This is a genomic window from Bdellovibrionota bacterium (assembly GCA_040386775.1).
Taxonomy (GTDB): Bacteria; Bdellovibrionota; Bdellovibrionia; order Bdellovibrionales; family JAEYZS01; genus JAEYZS01.
Genome location: JAZKEU010000017.1, coordinates 197,889 through 214,782, shown reverse-complemented (window position 1 = coordinate 214,782; position 16,894 = coordinate 197,889). Strand labels below are relative to the sequence as shown.

The following is a 16,894-nucleotide window of genomic DNA, read 5'->3' as shown; positions in this document are numbered from 1 at the left end:
AAACTCAAAACCAAACCAATCGCGCCAATCACCCCAGGAGCAATTGTGCCCGGGTGAGTGAATTCAAAATATAAAAGAGCAAGGGATCCCATAAACAACAAATACGCAATTTGTGGATCTGAGAAAATTTGCAAGATATGAAATCTTGAGTCTTGTTTGTAAGATTCAATTTCACCAACCACAACAACGTGATCTTTTTGGTTGATCGAAACTTTTCGACCTTTGGCTTTCTCTAAGAATCCTTTAATGTCGTCGCTTAAAATATCAATGGCTTTTAATTTAAAAGCTTCTTCGCTAGATACAGCTTTGGCCTCATCTACAATTTTCTTAGAAAATTCTAAATTTCTTCCCCGCAATTTTGTCACGCCCTCAAGCCAGCTGACCGTATCGTTGATGAGTTTGTTTCTTAAATCCTTAGGAATTTCCTGTCCACTGCCTGCAACGGGCGTTGCTGCACCTAAGTTTGTGGCCATTAAAGCACCATTCACATGGCATGCCTGAAGAATAATTGCGCCCGCACTTCCCGCATGGCCCCCTTGTGGAGCGACCAAGCATAAGAAAGGAATATCTGAATTTAAAATCTTCTCGACGATAATGCGTGTGGATTCTAAACTTCCACCAGGCGTATTAATCAGAGCCAAGAACGAAGAACATTCTAAATTTTTGGCTTTAGAAATCGCACGATCAATATAATCTGTAGTTCCTGGACCGATAACTCCTTCGATTTTGATTTCGAGCGTGCAAGGATCTTTTGCCTCAGCATTGAAGTTGAAACAGACCATAACAAACAGAATGCTAAAAATACTAATTAGAATTTTCATCATCTCGGAAGATTCTCCATAATAACTTTAAAACCATTCCACGCTTCCTTTTTAAGGTCAGGATTCTGAATCATATCTTGTGGATGAAAAGTTGCGAAAAAATTTACGCCACACTCTTCGAATTGATTTTTGCGTTGAAATAGACTTGAAATTGTTTCCCCAAGCAAAAATACATAAGAATAATTTTTTGATTTAAGATCTAGAGCCAATTGTGATTTAGAGGCGTGCTTCACTTTCGCGATATCTGTTTTTTCAAACTTTAATTTTAAAGCCACGATGATTTTTTCTAAAAGCTGAAGTTCTTCTACCGAGAAATTCTTATCCTTTTCCTCCGCGAAGCTCGAGAGAAAAAGCACTTGGCCATTGTTGAAAGTTTGAAATGCAAACTCCATGGGATTTTGAGAGAAAATTCTTGCTTTGGGTTGATACCCTTCAGGAATAATTATGGATTTAATACCCAATACGTTTTTGATGTATTGAAGTCTCGTTTGCGTGCTCGTCATAAGAGACAAAAACTATCAGTCTGATATGGAACAATCAAACCTTCGCAATGCGTAATTTTTGCTTTAAATACAATAAAACGCAATAGGCGGAAGAAATAGCCTAGAGCCAAGGTCTAGACACTCACAGAAACCGCTAAAGCTCCTTAAAGGTTATGCGGGCGGGACCGAAGAGTTCATTGTAGCCAGGAGGGCACAATGGACATGCAAAAAGGAATTCCGACAACTCAAAGCACAGCAGAAGATGTAGTGAAAGCACTTAGCACTTGTTGCTTATGTGGAACAACACTCGAATTCACTCATCTCGCAAACAAGCATAACCACACGGTGCAGGAAGCAGCGAAGTGTCCCGCTTGCGGAATTCAAACGAAGGTGAATACTTTTATTCTACAGTAATTACCTAAATAGATAAGAACATGTGGCCATATGCTCAAAATAGTATGCATTGGACTCTGCCAAATTCATTTTTGGCAAAAAAGAATTTTTATACTCATTGATAAGCGAATCAAGGCGATCCAAGTGATCTATTCTTCTAACCAACTGAATTTTGTCTTTGGTTAAGTCAATGTTGGCTCTTAAAATTAAACTTTCTATTTGATAAGATAAAAGTTCATTGTATATGGCGAATACTCCCAATTTTATATTCGCCAAATTCTGTATTTCTCCCAAAGAAGCTAAATAGTCTTTCGCACCTTTGTAGTATAAAGTTTGAATCAAATTATAAATTAAGGTTAAGTCATAAGTATTGTGAGTTCCTAAATCAATAGACGGAATCTTTTCTATTTCTTTTTTAAGCCTAAACATGACAATATCTAATTCTTCCTGGGTAATCTGAGCCCTTATAGATTGCAATGCATAGACATCGACCTCTGTAGATAAAGAAGAGAGCTCTGCTAAAACCCTCTCTTTTTTATCACTTGATGGTAAGGCTAAAGCCTCAAACGAAAGTATTAAAATCAAAAGACTTAAAATAATTCTAATCATCATTCCTCATTCTATTGAAACAATCGAGCGCATGTTTGCCCCTGCAAATCTCCGCTCGGCTTAGGTTTAAACGCAACTGATGCTTGAGAACCATTTACTTGAGTATGCGTTCGATTCACAGAAGAGATAACGTTAAAGTTTGTAAAGATAGGTATATTCTTTGGCAATTGAACTTTAGAAAGTTCGGCCTTTTTTTCTTCTGCAATAATTGTATCTATACTCGCATACTCACTCGGCAACACAATACCTTCTACAAATTCTACGTTATGATGCGCTTGGTTTTTCTTAACAAATAGGCCATTGTTCTCTGGAGATTTAATATCCTTTTCAATTCTTACCTTCGAAGATTGAATGACCGCATAAATATCTGAAGGATAATTAATTCTTGAATCTTGCGCTTGGTAGAAATCAGCAATGGCTTTTTCTTTTAAATCCCCTTTTGCAAATATTTCCAAGCCTAACGCTTTAAAGACTTCAAAGTTACCCGGCTCTCTGATAATTGCCTCGCCCAAAGCTCTGGCATCTTTCAATAAAACATCCACTTCACTATTGAATATTTTTTTCTCTTCATCTGATAAACTATTCATTTGATCAGCTTTTACAACGCGCCTTCCCCATTTGTCAGAGAGTCCCCACTCTCCTACAGCCTCACGAGCGAGGTCTGTAGCTCTTAAAATGTCATTACTAATACCAGAATGCCTTCTACCATTTTTAGTCACTACTGTTTCCGCAATATCTCCGCCTAGCATCCTGGCAAGCGTTTCAATTACGCCTTCTCGATTGTATTTCATACTTTCAGTCATAGTGCTTTCCGCGACACCCAAATAAGCTATCGGCCCAGATGGATCCATTAAAACTCCAGGAATTCTGGTCACGCGAGTAGCTTTGAATTTATCCCCCATGAGAACTTTCATCAGAAAATTATGACCAGCTTCGTGGAATGACGTAAGGGCAATATCCTGAACTGCTTTCGTGGGCTCGGGTTCTACTTTACGGCGCTTAACTTTCAAAGAAAGATCTTGTGCACTTCCTTCAACGATAAGATTAAATTTAACTTCTTCATCATTGACCTGAGAAGGAACGATAAGCACCCTTGCATTGTCTGCAACTCCCCCGTTGCGCAGCTCCCATCTTATTTTATTTTTAATTTCCATATTAACAAAGTTAACAATAGACCTACCCTGCTCTCTTAAAACAAACCCCTCATTTTCAACTGTTTCAATCAACTTAACGTAATCTGCTTGATTTCTAAATCCAATACTCCAGCCTCTTTGACCATTTTTAGGTTTTAGATCTTGAATGGCTGCCTGCAAGTTGCCAATAGCAACTTCTCTTATGCTTTGGTGTGAGAATGGTGGAAAGAACATAAAACGATCAATCCCTACCCTATTGATAAAAGCTTCCGAAAAATATTTTTCTAAAAGTAAACGTTGGTAATCTTGGTCGGCAATGGATTTCTGATAAATATCTCGCATAGTTGTCATCTGGATATCAAAAGAAAGATCTCTTGGAATACCTTTGTACCACTCTTCTCCGGCATTACCCGTTGCCAGAATAATCACTTTGCTCATAGAGCGAGGTTTTTTATCAGCAAAAGATGTCACCACGGCTTCGTCCAAAATATCATATAAAGCTCTTAGAACTTCGAGGGGCGCATTAGCAATTTCCTCAAACATGAAAATAACTCGGCCATTCAATCTATCGTATTCTTGCATGAACTTGGAAGGATAAAATCTATCACCACTAGTCGTACCTAGAACTGCATCTCTTAAATCCTGAACGGTCTTAATGTTGTTAAAATCTATAGTGACTCTAGCCGCCTCGCCTTCTTTGAAAAGTTCTCGTGCTATCGCCTTTCCAGTTTCAGTTTTACCAGTAGAAGAAAGGCCCAATAAAAAGAAAACTTCGGCCTTCTTATGCTCCTGAACTCCGTCTCTTTTTCTTGTTTCGGCATCCTTAGAAAGAGCGATAGTGCGCCCAATTTTTTCTAAGATATGATCTATCCCGTAGACATGCTTAGACAGTCTCCGACCAAGTGTTGCCAAATCTGCAAATTCAGCATCAGAGAGCGGGTTTTTGTTTTTCTCTGCCACCGTAGCCGCAATCAAGGTGTGCGCATACACTTGACCTGAATTGTCCGTTCTTCTTAAAACCAAATTCGTAGTACCATCTGAATTTTTCTCTATGTCCATGGCTACTTTTAAAGGAAGATCTCGCGGTTTGATTTTTTCTTCCTCAATCATAGACATTAAAGTGCTTTCCACCATATCCACGCGGGCTTGAAGACGTCTGGCCCCTTCTTCATCATTACGTTGAAAATCAAATAAAAAATCCACAAGTCCATTGGACCACTCTAGTTCTAGACCTGCATACGCACCCAAAGAATTTTTCATCTTTGATTGCAGCGTTTCCATATTTAAACCTAAAATAGTTTTTGCATCTTCATGTGTAAGCACTCTCAAAGGAATGAGCTCTTGATCTCCTAATCTATTTATAAACTCTTCGGAATAACCAGCAGAATCACTAGTTACAATATCACTTTTTGAGCTTGATGCGCTCATGAGTCGATTTCTAAAAATACTGGGATCTTGCTCAATCCTAACTACATTTTCATTCAATTGCTCAATGGAAAGCGGCGGTCCATAGCGCTTTCCACTTTTATCTCTTGCCGCAATATCTGGAATGAGGTCATTGGATGAGAAAATTATATTGATAGGAACATAAATCCGATCAAGACCTGCTCCCGGGTTATTGACGACAAAATAACCCTTCTCCATAGCTCTCAATAGAAATTGGTTGATATTGTTTTTTGACCATTTATCCACTTCGTTAACATAGAGCACTGATTCTTCCGGAGCGAAATAACCTGACAACACCTGTCCAGGTGACCAATTTTTATTTTCTATAATATGAGGTTGAAATTTTTCATTTGGGCCAGGCTCTAAAAGTTGGTATTTTCCTCCTGAGTGTTTTACTAGCCACTTAATGAATGGAGTTATTGTCTCTGAACCCACATGACCAGTAGTAGAACCTTGCAAAGCCCATAAATCAGCATTGCTTTTTGCAATGGGAGCTTCAAAAACATGTTCTTGATAAGCGGTAGGACTTTTATGAATGGCGTTTGCGAATTCTCTAACCAAAGTATCTTTTCCCGAGCCTGGCGTGCCCGAAAAGAAAAGTCTTTTTGGCTTTTCTCTGCCGTATCCATAAGTGTAAGTTTCGTATAAAATATTAATCAAGGCTTGAAGTGCAACGGGTTGACCAATAACTTTTTTAGACATTTCATCTTTAATGCTTTGAATTTCTTCTCTTGTAATAATCTTGATTTCTTCATCTTGGGTGATTCCCATAGACGGAGTTCCATCAGGCAACATTGTAGGTTTTGATTTTCTCGGAATTTCGATAGGATTTTGTAAATGCGGCAGATTAGACCTAGGAGCTTTTTCGACAAGAGTTTTTAAGTTTTCCTCGACAGTATCAAAATAATCCTTAAGTGATAAATACTCTCTCAATTGATCTTCAGTACCTTGAATAGCCAAGGCTTCCAAATAATTCATTTGTTCATGCAAAACTATTAAGCATCTTTCAAGCTGAGCTCGATGCTCTTGCGTCGTTAATCTTCCTGCGATTTTAAAAATCGCTTCAAAGATATCTGAAGTATCCACTTTTGATTCTCGGCGATCATTATTGATATTTCTGAGTTCCAGTTCAAAACGATCCCATAAAATTTCACCAACATCATAAAATTTGTATTTTTCAAGAACAGAAATTTTAATAACATCTTGAGGACTGAGAACAACACTCGAATTGTAGAGCCTTGCCAAAACTTGTCTAGCATCATTAGAAATTTCTTCGTCAGCAAATGCCGATGAAGAAGTCACTTTGAAATGATATTCTTTGAATGATAAGTTTCCTAAACTCAAACTGAAAGCTAAAATGAAATAAGCGATCACCACAGACGACGGACGATTCCCCATGTTTTCCCCATTTGAATGTCCCCCGCCCGAATTGTTACCCCAGGCCCCTGATTTCCTTTTGGTCCCACACCAAAAGTGTTAAATTCTTAACATAGGGATTTCGAAGCATTGAGACGATTCCTTGTTCGTGTAAAATCTTTAGTCTTTTTTTTCAGGAAAATACTTCACCGTTATTTCAGGTATAAGTCATTCTTTGGTTAGCTGTCTTTTTGGTCTTCGATTAGAGCTTCTGGCTCACCATTGATCGCCCTAAGATGTAACAAAACCTCTTCGGCCAATGCTTCACCAAAGCCTTCTAAGTCTGCAATTTCTTTGATAGTGGCCTCTTTGATAGCATCAATGCTTAGGAACTTCTTAAGTAGTGTAAGTTTCTTCTTTGGACCCAACCCTGGAATCGAATCAAGACTGCTTTCGAGCATGGAATTCTCGCGCAACTTTCGGTGATAAGTAATGGCAAATCTGTGCGCTTCATCTCGAATGTTCGTGAGAATTTTGTAGGCCTCAGAACCCTCACGAAAAGTGATATAATTGCTTCTGCCAGGTAAGAAAAATCTCTCTTGAGTACTTTCGACTTCTTGTTTTTCAAAGTCTTTTTCCGTACGAGCTTTAGCCAAACTCGCCACCGGAAGATCACCTCTGCCCAACTCTTTTAGAACCTTATGAACAACATTCAATTGCCCCTTACCACCATCGATCAAGATCAATTGTGGGTCATCCCATTCGTCGTGATTAAGCCTTCTTGTTAGAACTTCCTTCATAGAGTCATAATCATTGATTCCCTGAACAGCTTTGAGTTTGTATCTGCGATATTGATCCGTATTGGCCATTCCATCCTCAAAGACAACTTGCGAAGCGACAGTCTCTGCTCCCTGGAAATGAGAAATATCATAACATTCGATGCGCTTTGGAACCTCTGGCAAATGAAACTTTTTCTGAATGTCATAGAGGGCATTGAGTTTAGATTCACTCCCTTGAACATGCTCTTTGAAATGCTCTTGAGCATTTTTGTGAGCCATCTCTAGGATTTTTTCACCGTACGCATCCATCGGATATCTTATGCTTACTTTTTTATCGGACCTTGCTTCCAGAACTTGGCTTAAAAGTATTGTCATATCTTTTCCCAGTTCCAATGGCAAAAGCACTTCATCGGGAATTAAATTGTCCTCATAATATTGGTTAATGAACGAAACCAACCATTCTCTTTCATCCTCTCCCGGAGCATGGATATTGATTTGCGCCAAGAACTGAGATCTCGATCCCAAAACTCTTCCATGTCTCAGTGATAACACTTCGATAGTTACGCCTCTTTCATCACCATGAAATTGAATGGCGTCTTGGTCGATTTCTGTTTTATCGTTCACTACCATCTGCTTTTCCATGATGTGTTCGATGGAATAGACAGAGTCTCTGAGCCTTGCGGCCTCTTCAAATCTCTCTTGATCTGAGCGTTCCTGCATTAGACTCTTAAGAGTTTTAATGACTTTTTTATTTTTGCCTCGGACAAACATGACAGCGTTCTTTACGTTCTCGCGGTAGCCTTCTTTATCGATGAATTTCACGCAAGGTGCAGTACATCGACCAATTTCATAAGTGATGCAAGGCCTTGAACGTTTGTGAAAAAAATGATCCGAGCAATCTCGGATCTGAAATGTGTGATTGAGAAAACGAATTGTCGCCCAAACAGCTTTCCCGCTTGTGAATGGACCAAAATAAAGCGATCCGTCTTTTTTTACTTTGCGCGAAAGATAAATTCTCGGAAATTCATCGGCCATTGAAAAGCGAATGTAAGGATAAGTTTTGTCGTCTTTAAGTCTTACATTGTACTTGGGGCGATGCTTTTTAATTAAACTTGCCTCTAGCAAGAAGGCCTCGACCTCTGTGTTGGTTACGATGTATTCTACTTTTGCAATGTGCGTGACGAGAAGTTTTGTTTTTGGAGAAAGATCTTTAGAATCTAAAAAATAACTTCTGACTCTGGATTTTAAATTTTTAGCTTTCCCAACGTAAATGATTTTATCTAGCTTACTCTTCATAAGGTAGACGCCAGATCCAATTGGAAAATCAGAAACTAAAGCTCTGATCGCCTCATGCTTCCGAGGTTTAACAGGAACCGCGACAACCTCTTCAGAATTTTTCGATTCCCCTTTAGGTTTCTTCGCCAAGCGGTCCACCTTCTAGCATTTTCAACTCGAGAAGCTCTAAGCGTTTAATTTCGTCTCTCATATTGGCCGCAGCTTCAAATTCTAAATTTTTAGCCTCTTTCTTCATGTCTTTTTTCAGTTTATCAATTTTTGCACGAAGCTCTTTGATATCTTTTGGAACTGCAATTGGTCTTTTCTCTGGATCTTTAATATTCATAAAGAAGTCAGCACCGTAATGCTCAGTTAAGCCTTTTGACATTGCTTTCTTGATCGTAACCGGAGTGATACCGTGTTTTAAATTGTATGCAGCTTGAGTTTCACGACGACGAGTAGTTTCACCGATTGCTTTTTTCATACTGTCAGTTTCACGATCGGCATACATAATCACTCGACCTTGATCATTTCTTGCCGCTCTTCCGATTGTTTGAATGAGTGATCTTTCAGATCTTAAGAAACCTTCTTTATCCGCATCTAGGATAGCGACCAAACTCACCTCTGGAATATCTAAACCCTCTCTAAGTAAATTAATTCCGACGAGAACGTCAAAAATTCCCAATCTTAAATCTCTTAAAATTTCAGTTCTTTCTACGGTTTTAATTTCAGAGTGCAGGTACTTAACTTTGACTCCCACTTGCGCGTAATATTCTGCCAAATCCTCGGAGCTCTTCTTAGTGAGCGTTGTTACAAGAACTCTTTCTTTGCGAGCGACACGTTTTTTAATTTCACCCAAAAGATCATCCACTTGATGAGTAGCTTTTCGGATTTCAATTTGAGGATCCAGCAATCCCGTTGGACGAATGATTTGTTCAACAAATAATCCACCTGTCTTTTGTAACTCATAAGGACCTGGCGTTGCTGAAACATACACTACTTTATCTAAAATCTTTTCAAATTCTTGGAAATTAAGAGGGCGATTATCCAGTGCCGACGGAAGCCTAAATCCATGCTCTACAAGAGTCATCTTTCTTGATCTATCACCACGATACATACCACCAATTTGCGGTACTGTGATGTGGCTCTCATCAATAAAGCATAAAAACTCTGCGGGGAAATACTCCAACAGTGTCGGCGGTGGCTCTCCTGGCCCTCTTCCTGTCAAATGCCTTGAGTAGTTCTCAATCCCTTGGCAGTAGCCTAGTTCCTCCATCATTTCGATATCGTAATAAGTTCTTTGCTCTAGTCTCTGCGCCTCGAGCAATTTCATATTGCCCTTCAACTGATTGAGTCTTTCGCCAAGTTCCGCTTGAATGGTTTTTACAGCACGCTTTCCAATCTCTTCTGTCGAGACATAGTGGCTGTTTGGATAGAAAGTCATATCACTGACTTCTTCCAATGTAATTCCTCTTAAAGGATCCACCCAAGAGATTTTCTCAATGTAATCGCCAAAAAATTCTAATCTCACCGCTCTTTCATCTTCAGATGGCGGGTATACCTCTACAATGTCACCACGAACTCTAATCGTTCCTCTGGTAAATTCTAAATCGTTTCTCTGATACTGAATTCGAATAAGCTCACGCAAGAATTGATCGCGCTTTATCGCTTGATTCACGCTCGCTTTATAAGTCATTGCCTTATAAGTTTCTGGAGAACCAATACCGTAGATGCAAGAAACTGAACTCACGATGATCACATCTTTTTTCTCTAGCAGTGATCTCGTCGCCGAGTGGCGCATTTTATCGATCTGTTCATTGATTGCAGAATCTTTTTCGATATAAGTATCTGTTCCTGGAAGATAAGCTTCGGGTTGATAGTAATCATAGTAACTCACGAAATATTCGACTGAATTTCTTGGAAATAATTCTTTAAATTCTGCAAAAAGTTGTGCAGCCAAAGTTTTATTGGGCGCAAGCACTATTGCAGGCAAATTCAACTGCTGAATCATATTGGCTACGGTAAAAGTCTTGCCTGTTCCTGTCGCGCCTAAAAGGACTTGCTCTGAATGTCCTGGATTTTCCAGTACATGAGTGACCAATTCCTTTATGGCCCTAGGTTGATCGCCAGCAGGTTTATGAGGCGCTTCTAGTTCGAATGTATTTTTAACTTTAGGTTTCTTTATTTTTGCACTTCCCAAAAAGTTCCTTGTGGAGTGTCTGAAACTGAAATTCCCATTTTTGACAATTGGTCTCTCACTTCATCACTGGTTTTAAAGTCTTTATTTTCTCGTGCAGAAATCCTCTTCTGCACGAGCACTTCGACTTCTTCTCGCTTAAGGCCTTTTTTGTTAAGTAATAAATTGTCTAATTCTTTTAAAAAATTGTCAGGCTCTAGCTGAAGAAGGCTCATAAGCTCACCTTGTTCTTTAATCCAAGCAGTAAATTTTTTAGCTACTGAATAAACTTGAGGATTCACTTTTTGTCCGCGCTTAAATTGGGAATTAAAAGCCCTCACAACTTCAAAAATTTGAGCAAACATCTTTGGTGTATTAAAATCATCGTTGAGAGAAGCTGCCACCTCATCATTTGATTTTTTAATCAATTCATCAAAAGTTTTTACTTCAACCACTTGTTGTTCCGCACCTAATGCTGTTTTTGCAAGCGAAAGACTTGAATACATGCGCGCAAGGCCTTGAAGAGCATCTAATATCTGGTCTTCACCAAAATCAATGTGCGATCTGTATTGTGCTCTTAACATCATGTATTTCATGATCTCGGGGTGATACTGTTCCATAAAAGATCTTGCGTTCTTTACGTTCCCTAAAGACTTCGACATTTTATGAGCACCGAAATTAATAAAGTTCCAGTGCATCCAATATTTCACAAAAGGCTTGTTCGAAGCCGCTTCACTCTGCGCAATCTCATTTTCGTGATGTGGGAAGATTAAATCAATTCCACCACCATGAATATCAATAGTTTCACCGAGCTCGGCTTTCGACATTGCAGAACACTCGATATGCCATCCTGGTCTACCTTTCACACTGAATTTTTTTGCCCCAAGGGCTACCGGATCCCATTCAGGCTCTCCTGGTTTTGCAGGTTTCCAAAGAGTAAAGTCCAAGGGATCTTTTTTCTTATCAGAGATTTCAACTCTAATTCCACTCTGTAAATCTTCTAAATTCTTACCGCTCAATTTTCCATACTCTGGAAATGATTTGATAGAATAAATAACTTCACCGTCCGTAGTGACGTAACCTTTTCCATTCTCAATGATTTTATCGATCATGAGAACAATGTCTTCCATATGATCTGTCACTCTAGGATGATGAACATGCTTAGATAAACCTAGAGTTTCGTAATCTGTTTTATATTCGTTGATATACTTTTCTGCGATGGCTTCTGAAGTCGTTTTCTCAGTATTTGCACGGTTGATAATTTTATCATCCACATCCGTGTAGTTTGTCACATGAGTGACTTTATAACCCAATTTTTGAAACCACTTACTTACCAAATTAAAAAATATCGGTCCTCTAAAGTTACCTACATGCAAAAGGTCATACACAGTAGGACCACACACATAGATCTTCACTTCATTTGGTACAATCGGTTCAAACTTTTCTTTTTGTCTAGTTGTTGTGTTGTAAACCTGTAAACTCAAATCAATCTCCTATGACGCAAACCTTTGGAAAAGGTGCGGCTCACCTTTTTGTTTGTTCGGCTCTCTTGATTAATGATGATTTTTTTAGTAGAGGGACTAAAAGTTTTAATTCTGTTCCGTGGGGTTTGCCGATGACGCAAACTCTTAGGGGCATAAATAAAAATTTTCCTTTTTGTCCGGATTTTTCTTTCACTTTGTTTTGAAGATCGCCAAACTCAGCCTCTGTGATTACATCATGAGGATGTGATTTCAATACTTCAATCCACGCTTCAATCACGGGTGCTGCTTCTTTCCACTGAACTGTTTCTAAACCCTCTTGAGTCAAGTCAAAGAACGCATCATCAAGAAGTTTAAAGAGCTCCACGCCATCCATGAAAGTTTCCATAGAAGACTTTAGAGTTTCCACTGCTTGTTTCTGCCAATTTGCATCCTTATTGTACTCAACATTGTTTTGCTCTAAATAAACTTTCAATCTTTCCCAAAGTTCATTTGAAGGCAATGCTCTTAAGTGAGTTGCATTCACCCAGTTGAATTTCTTTTGGTCAAACACGGCAGCTGATGAAACCATGCGGTCTAAATCAAATTGTTTAATCAATTCATCGATAGTTATAATTTCATCTCCCTTTGGAGAACTCCATCCTAGAAGCGCAATAAAATTTAAAAGTGCTTCGGACAAATAGCCTTGGTTTTTAAATTCATTGCAGCTGGTTGCTCCATGTCTTTTGGAAAGCTTTTGTTTGTCCTCACCTAAGATGATCGAGAGATGTCCAAATTCTGGAATCTTTGCGTTCAGCGCTTCGTAAATCATGATTTGTCTCAATGTGTTTGGAAGATGCTCTTCTGCTCTTAACACATGAGTGATCTTCATCATCGAGTCATCCACCGTACAGCAAAAGTTGTACACGGGCATACCGTCGGATCTCAGAATAATAAAATCTCCGACCATGCCTGCTGGAAATGTCACTTCATCTCTAATGATATCCTTAAAGGTAACAGACTTGGTGATATCCACTTTGAATCTTACTGTGGAAGTTACTCCGGATTTAATTTTTGCTCTGGAATCTTCAATTTTTAAAGATCGGCATTTTCCATCATAGTGTGGAGGACGACCTTCTTTTTTGGCGATTTCTTTTTTCTCTTCGAGCTCTTGATCTGTACAAAAACAATAGTATGCTTTTCCAGAATCAATAATCTCTTCTGCTTTTTCTTTGTAGATATGAAGTCTCTCGCTCTGTTTATAGGGTCCATAAGGTCCGCCAATGTCGTAACCTTCATCCCAAGTTAAGCCCAGCCACTTCAAATCTGAAACCTGCATCTGCAAAGCTTCTTCTGTGGATCTTGCTTGGTCCGTGTCCTCGATTCTTAAAATAAATTTACCGCCTTTTTTCTTAGCATAAAGCCAATTGTATAAAGCAGTTCTTGCACCACCGACATGCAAGTATCCTGTTGGTGATGGGGCAAACCTTACTCTTATCTCATCTGGAACTTCTGACATATGGACCTCATTTAGCATAAATAAAACAGTTCACGAGAGTTAAATACTTAATCAGCCAAAATATCACTTGAAAGCCTGCCTGTCACTTGGCAACCTAATGTTATGAGTACAGACGCACTTCAATACTTACAGCTTAAGAGATTCAAAGCCGGAGACATCCTATTTACTGAGGGTGAAGTCACAAGCTCTTTTTACATTATAGAATCTGGGGATATTGAGGTTTTTGTAAAGCCCGACGGTAAGCAAAAGATCATTTTGAATGTAGTGTCCGCAGGCGATTGTTTAGGCGAATTTGCTTTTATCACAAAAAAACCTCGCACTGCTTCTGCGCAAGCCATCACGGCAGCTTCGGCTTATGAAGTGTCTGAAGAGGGCTATAATAAATTACTCGGGGAATTGCCAGATTGGGCAAGAAACATGATGCAAAGCTTGGTTCAACGCCTCGCTGACTCCACAGAACTGATCAAAAAGTACTCGACAGAAGAAAATCCAGACGACATAACAACAACAACTTCCATTATATACGGAAGAAATCTGTACGGTCGCAAAGACTCTTCAGAAGAAGAGTAGTTTAACTGTTATAAACTAATTTTTATAAACCAAATATTTGCTTAATTTCGGTCTCGACAGACTGTTCTTCAGTCGTAGTTGAAAGTGATAATTCTTTAATAAGAAGAGTTCTTGCTTGATCTAAAAGCTTTCTCTCACCGAATGACAATTCCTTGTCTAATTTCAATAAGAACAAATCTCTTAATACCTCAGCAATTTCAAAGATAGAACCTGTTTTGATTTTTTCCATGTATTCGCGGTATCTGCGATTCCATGTTTGAGTGTCGATTTTAGCATCCGTTTTCTTTAGGATATTAAAAACTTCTTTAGCTTCTGTTTCGTTAATGATGGGTCTTAGACCTGAAGCTCTAGCGCTGTTCTTTGGAACCATGATTTTTGCGCCAGTTTCTAAAATGCGAATGGAATAGAAGGTAGTTTGAATGCCGCCGTAGTTCTTAGTTTCGATTGCGCACACCTGCCCAACACCGTGAGAAGGATAAACTGCATTGTCACCAACTTTGAACTCCATCAAGACTCCTCTTCCCGTTAAGCGCGATAAAATATATTCATGCTCTCGAGTTACTACTGTTTTCGTTTTTGATAATTTATGAGCGTGGATATTTATAGCATTTATGACACAAGGAGGCAAGAGTATCCTCTCAACATGACGCTGAGAGGATATTGTTTACAGGTATGTATGACTATTGCTTTTGATTTTTTACAAAACTTACAAGTAGAGCATATGGTTGTTTACCGTTCTTCCCTTGAGGAACGTTAGAACCCACCACAGACACTTGGTATGAGCCTTGGGCAACATCAGTGATTTCAATAGTTTCAGCATTGTTTGTACTGTCGTTAATAGTGAAGACTTTACCATCTGGTGCCGTCACTTTTAAGTCCAAGTTATTCACTAATGTTTTGCTAGCAGAAGCTGCTGCAGGAGCATCCGTGTAAACAAGCGTAGCTTTTAGAACACCACCCGCTTGAGCTCTTTTTTCGGTAATGTTGAAAGTCACATTACTCGATTCGCCAGCGCCTACACCTGTGGAGTTATCAATGATTTTAGCCTGTCCAAGTCGAGTTGCAGAATCCATATCCACACGTCCGTAACCTTGTTGGTTGTTTGGACCTCTTTTAGGAATCTCTTGTCCTGCGCCTTTACCGAATTGGCCTGGGAATAGATCAAACGCTGTATGCATAAGAGTAGCCTTCACCAATGCTGCTGAAGGGTTTGAAAGACCTTGCTTCACAAGATACTCACGAGTGACCGCCGCTGCGCCCGCCGTCAGTGGCGTTGCCATAGAAGTTCCACCAGCCCAAGAATAATTTTGGTTGTAGATACCCCAAAGCTTTGTTGCTTTAGAATGACGAGATTGCAAGCTCACAATGTTTGTCCCTGGAGCTACGATTTCTGGTTTCAATCTTTGATCTTGAGTTGGACCACGGGAAGAGAAACATGCGATACCATTCGGATCGTTGGAAAGCTTATCAGACTTCAGAGGTTCAACTCCCCACTTTGTTCCGCCGTCCTTCATCTCACCGCAAGCTTTTTGTCTTCCACCTTCAAGCATGTAGTTCTCTGAAGCACCAACAGTTAAAGTATTCTTAGCTGTCCCTGGAGAACCTACAGAACCTTGATCGATGACACCGTCACGGTTGTTATCTTTACCACTGTTTCCAGCAGCGAAGATGATCAATAGATCTGGATGATCCCACATAGCTTGATCTACCGTTGCGGCAAAGTTATCGTAGGCACCATTAGAGTCTGCACCCCAAGAGTTAGTATGAACTCTTGCACCTTTATTGTATGCATTGGCAAACATTGCTCCCATATCTTGCGGAACCATAATGTTATTCATCAACATACTCCACATGCCTTGAGCATAGTATTTGGAATTGAAAGCTCCACCCTTGATCAATCCTTGAGATAAAATCCCGCGGCTGATCACAGAACCCGTCACGTGTGTTCCGTGTCCTTGAGGATCGTCCCAACCTACTCCACCAAACATTGCTACCGATTCACCACCGATAACTGTTTGAAGATCCGAGTGCATATTTCCTGTGGAACCCATATCAAGACCTGTATCTGCCATAGCTACTGTTTGACCTTCGCCAGTGTAACCACGTTCCCAAGCCTTTTCGAATTTCATGACTTTAGTTCCAGATTCATAACCAGTTTTAGTTTCACCTAAATTTTCTGGCGGCGGAGGATCTGCTCTATCGTCATCAGAAACATCCATATCTAATGTTTTTAATTCGGGTTGAACTTGGATAAATTCAACACCTTCGATATTTGCGATATCCAGTGATCTTAATTTTGTTGCTTGAACCGCGATGTATCTTTGACCAGTAACTAAAACTTTTAATCCTAATTTTTCAATTTTTGCGGAAAGAGCTTTAACATCTGTGTTGGGTAAAAGCCTTACATTCAAGATTGTATTGGATTCGTTATCAAAAACGCTCATAGAAGTGAGTTCACTGCTGAGTTTCCATTCAGAAAGATAGGGAGCAACTTCATAAATTTTCGAGTTTGTGTTTTTCAATTGTAATGCATTTGAGAAATTTCCGCTCACGATATAAGCATCGTCTGGAAGATACTGAAGGATTTCAAAGCCGTTTGCTTTTAAATCTTTTTGATCTTGCTCTGTAATTGCATTTTCAAATTGCACTACAAAGTATTTAGAGCTTACAGCAGGAGCTGCGCCATCTAGCCTCATCAATATTTGGCTTGAATGGTTCTTAAGATCTACGTTTGCGTTCTTAAGCTTTAATTCTTTTGCCTGGAGTTGTGTAGAGAACGCCACACCAACTAAGCTGCATGTTAATCCAATTAACAGTTTTTTCATAATCCCTCCCATGGGAAAATTTCTTTAAAGTTCGAAGCTCAATAATCAGA

At 39.4% G+C, this 16,894-nt stretch carries 12 protein-coding genes; 2 read left to right on the top strand and 10 right to left on the bottom strand.

What is annotated here, in order from left to right; genetic code table 11:
- Positions 1-824 (bottom strand): nodulation protein NfeD (locus V4596_11175; GenBank protein MES2769694.1); only part of this gene is annotated, 824 nt, incomplete at its 3' end.
- On the bottom strand, positions 821-1,324 hold the full coding sequence (locus V4596_11170) for a hypothetical protein (protein ID MES2769693.1): 504 nt from the start codon (positions 1,322-1,324) through the stop codon (positions 821-823). The genes V4596_11175 and V4596_11170, both read right to left, overlap by 4 nt.
- A gap of 195 nt (positions 1,325-1,519) precedes the next feature.
- Between V4596_11170 and V4596_11165 the strand changes: the two genes are divergently transcribed.
- Complete coding sequence (locus tag V4596_11165) at positions 1,520-1,717, top strand: hypothetical protein (protein MES2769692.1); 198 nt, start codon at positions 1,520-1,522, stop codon at positions 1,715-1,717.
- On the opposite strand, the gene V4596_11160 is transcribed toward V4596_11165, so the two are convergent.
- From V4596_11160 to gltX, 6 genes are all read right to left on the bottom strand, one after another.
- On the bottom strand, positions 1,718-2,305 hold the full coding sequence (locus V4596_11160; protein ID MES2769691.1) for a hypothetical protein: 588 nt from the start codon (positions 2,303-2,305) through the stop codon (positions 1,718-1,720).
- Positions 2,306-2,316: 11 nt separating this feature from the next.
- Complete coding sequence (locus tag V4596_11155) at positions 2,317-6,282, bottom strand: AAA family ATPase (GenBank protein MES2769690.1); 3,966 nt, start codon at positions 6,280-6,282, stop codon at positions 2,317-2,319.
- Positions 6,283-6,479: 197 nt separating this feature from the next.
- On the bottom strand, positions 6,480-8,444 hold the full coding sequence (uvrC, locus tag V4596_11150; GenBank protein ID MES2769689.1) for an excinuclease ABC subunit UvrC: 1,965 nt from the start codon (positions 8,442-8,444) through the stop codon (positions 6,480-6,482).
- Positions 8,428-10,494, bottom strand: coding sequence for an excinuclease ABC subunit UvrB (uvrB, locus tag V4596_11145; GenBank protein ID MES2769688.1), 2,067 nt, complete (start codon positions 10,492-10,494; stop codon positions 8,428-8,430). Before uvrB ends, uvrC begins: the two co-directional genes overlap by 17 nt.
- On the bottom strand, positions 10,476-11,954 hold the full coding sequence (gene cysS, locus V4596_11140) for a cysteine--tRNA ligase (protein MES2769687.1): 1,479 nt from the start codon (positions 11,952-11,954) through the stop codon (positions 10,476-10,478). The genes uvrB and cysS overlap by 19 nt, the downstream gene beginning before the upstream one ends.
- Before the next feature lie 40 nt (positions 11,955-11,994).
- A complete protein-coding gene (gltX, locus tag V4596_11135) occupies positions 11,995-13,449 on the bottom strand; it encodes a glutamate--tRNA ligase (protein MES2769686.1) in 1,455 nt (484 codons plus the stop codon).
- Between the two features lie 102 nt (positions 13,450-13,551).
- Here gltX and V4596_11130 point away from each other — a divergent pair, with 102 nt between their 5' ends.
- Positions 13,552-14,019 (top strand): Crp/Fnr family transcriptional regulator, encoded by a 468-nt coding sequence (locus V4596_11130; GenBank protein MES2769685.1) that lies wholly within the window; start codon positions 13,552-13,554, stop codon positions 14,017-14,019.
- A 22-nt stretch (positions 14,020-14,041) separates the two neighbouring features.
- Here V4596_11130 and V4596_11125 read toward each other — a convergent pair whose 3' ends face one another.
- Together V4596_11125 and V4596_11120 are read right to left on the bottom strand one after the other, a co-directional pair.
- Positions 14,042-14,527, bottom strand: coding sequence for a CarD family transcriptional regulator (locus tag V4596_11125; protein MES2769684.1), 486 nt, complete (start codon positions 14,525-14,527; stop codon positions 14,042-14,044).
- Between the two features lie 172 nt (positions 14,528-14,699).
- Positions 14,700-16,844, bottom strand: a complete 2,145-nt coding sequence (locus tag V4596_11120) for a S8 family serine peptidase (protein MES2769683.1) — start codon at positions 16,842-16,844, stop codon at positions 14,700-14,702.
- Positions 16,845-16,894 lie beyond the last annotated feature (50 nt).

Coding starts and splice junctions, on each gene's coding strand:
- V4596_11170 (MES2769693.1), bottom strand. CDS start 1,324: ATGACGAGCACGCAAACGAGACTTCAATACATCAAAAACGTATTGGGT.
- V4596_11165 (MES2769692.1), top strand. CDS start 1,520: ATGGACATGCAAAAAGGAATTCCGACAACTCAAAGCACAGCAGAAGAT.
- V4596_11160 (MES2769691.1), bottom strand. CDS start 2,305: ATGATTAGAATTATTTTAAGTCTTTTGATTTTAATACTTTCGTTTGAG.
- V4596_11155 (MES2769690.1), bottom strand. CDS start 6,282: ATGGGGAATCGTCCGTCGTCTGTGGTGATCGCTTATTTCATTTTAGCT.
- gltX (MES2769686.1), bottom strand. CDS start 13,449: ATGTCAGAAGTTCCAGATGAGATAAGAGTAAGGTTTGCCCCATCACCA.
- V4596_11130 (MES2769685.1), top strand. CDS start 13,552: ATGAGTACAGACGCACTTCAATACTTACAGCTTAAGAGATTCAAAGCC.
- V4596_11125 (MES2769684.1), bottom strand. CDS start 14,527: ATGGAGTTCAAAGTTGGTGACAATGCAGTTTATCCTTCTCACGGTGTT.
- V4596_11120 (MES2769683.1), bottom strand. CDS start 16,844: ATGAAAAAACTGTTAATTGGATTAACATGCAGCTTAGTTGGTGTGGCG.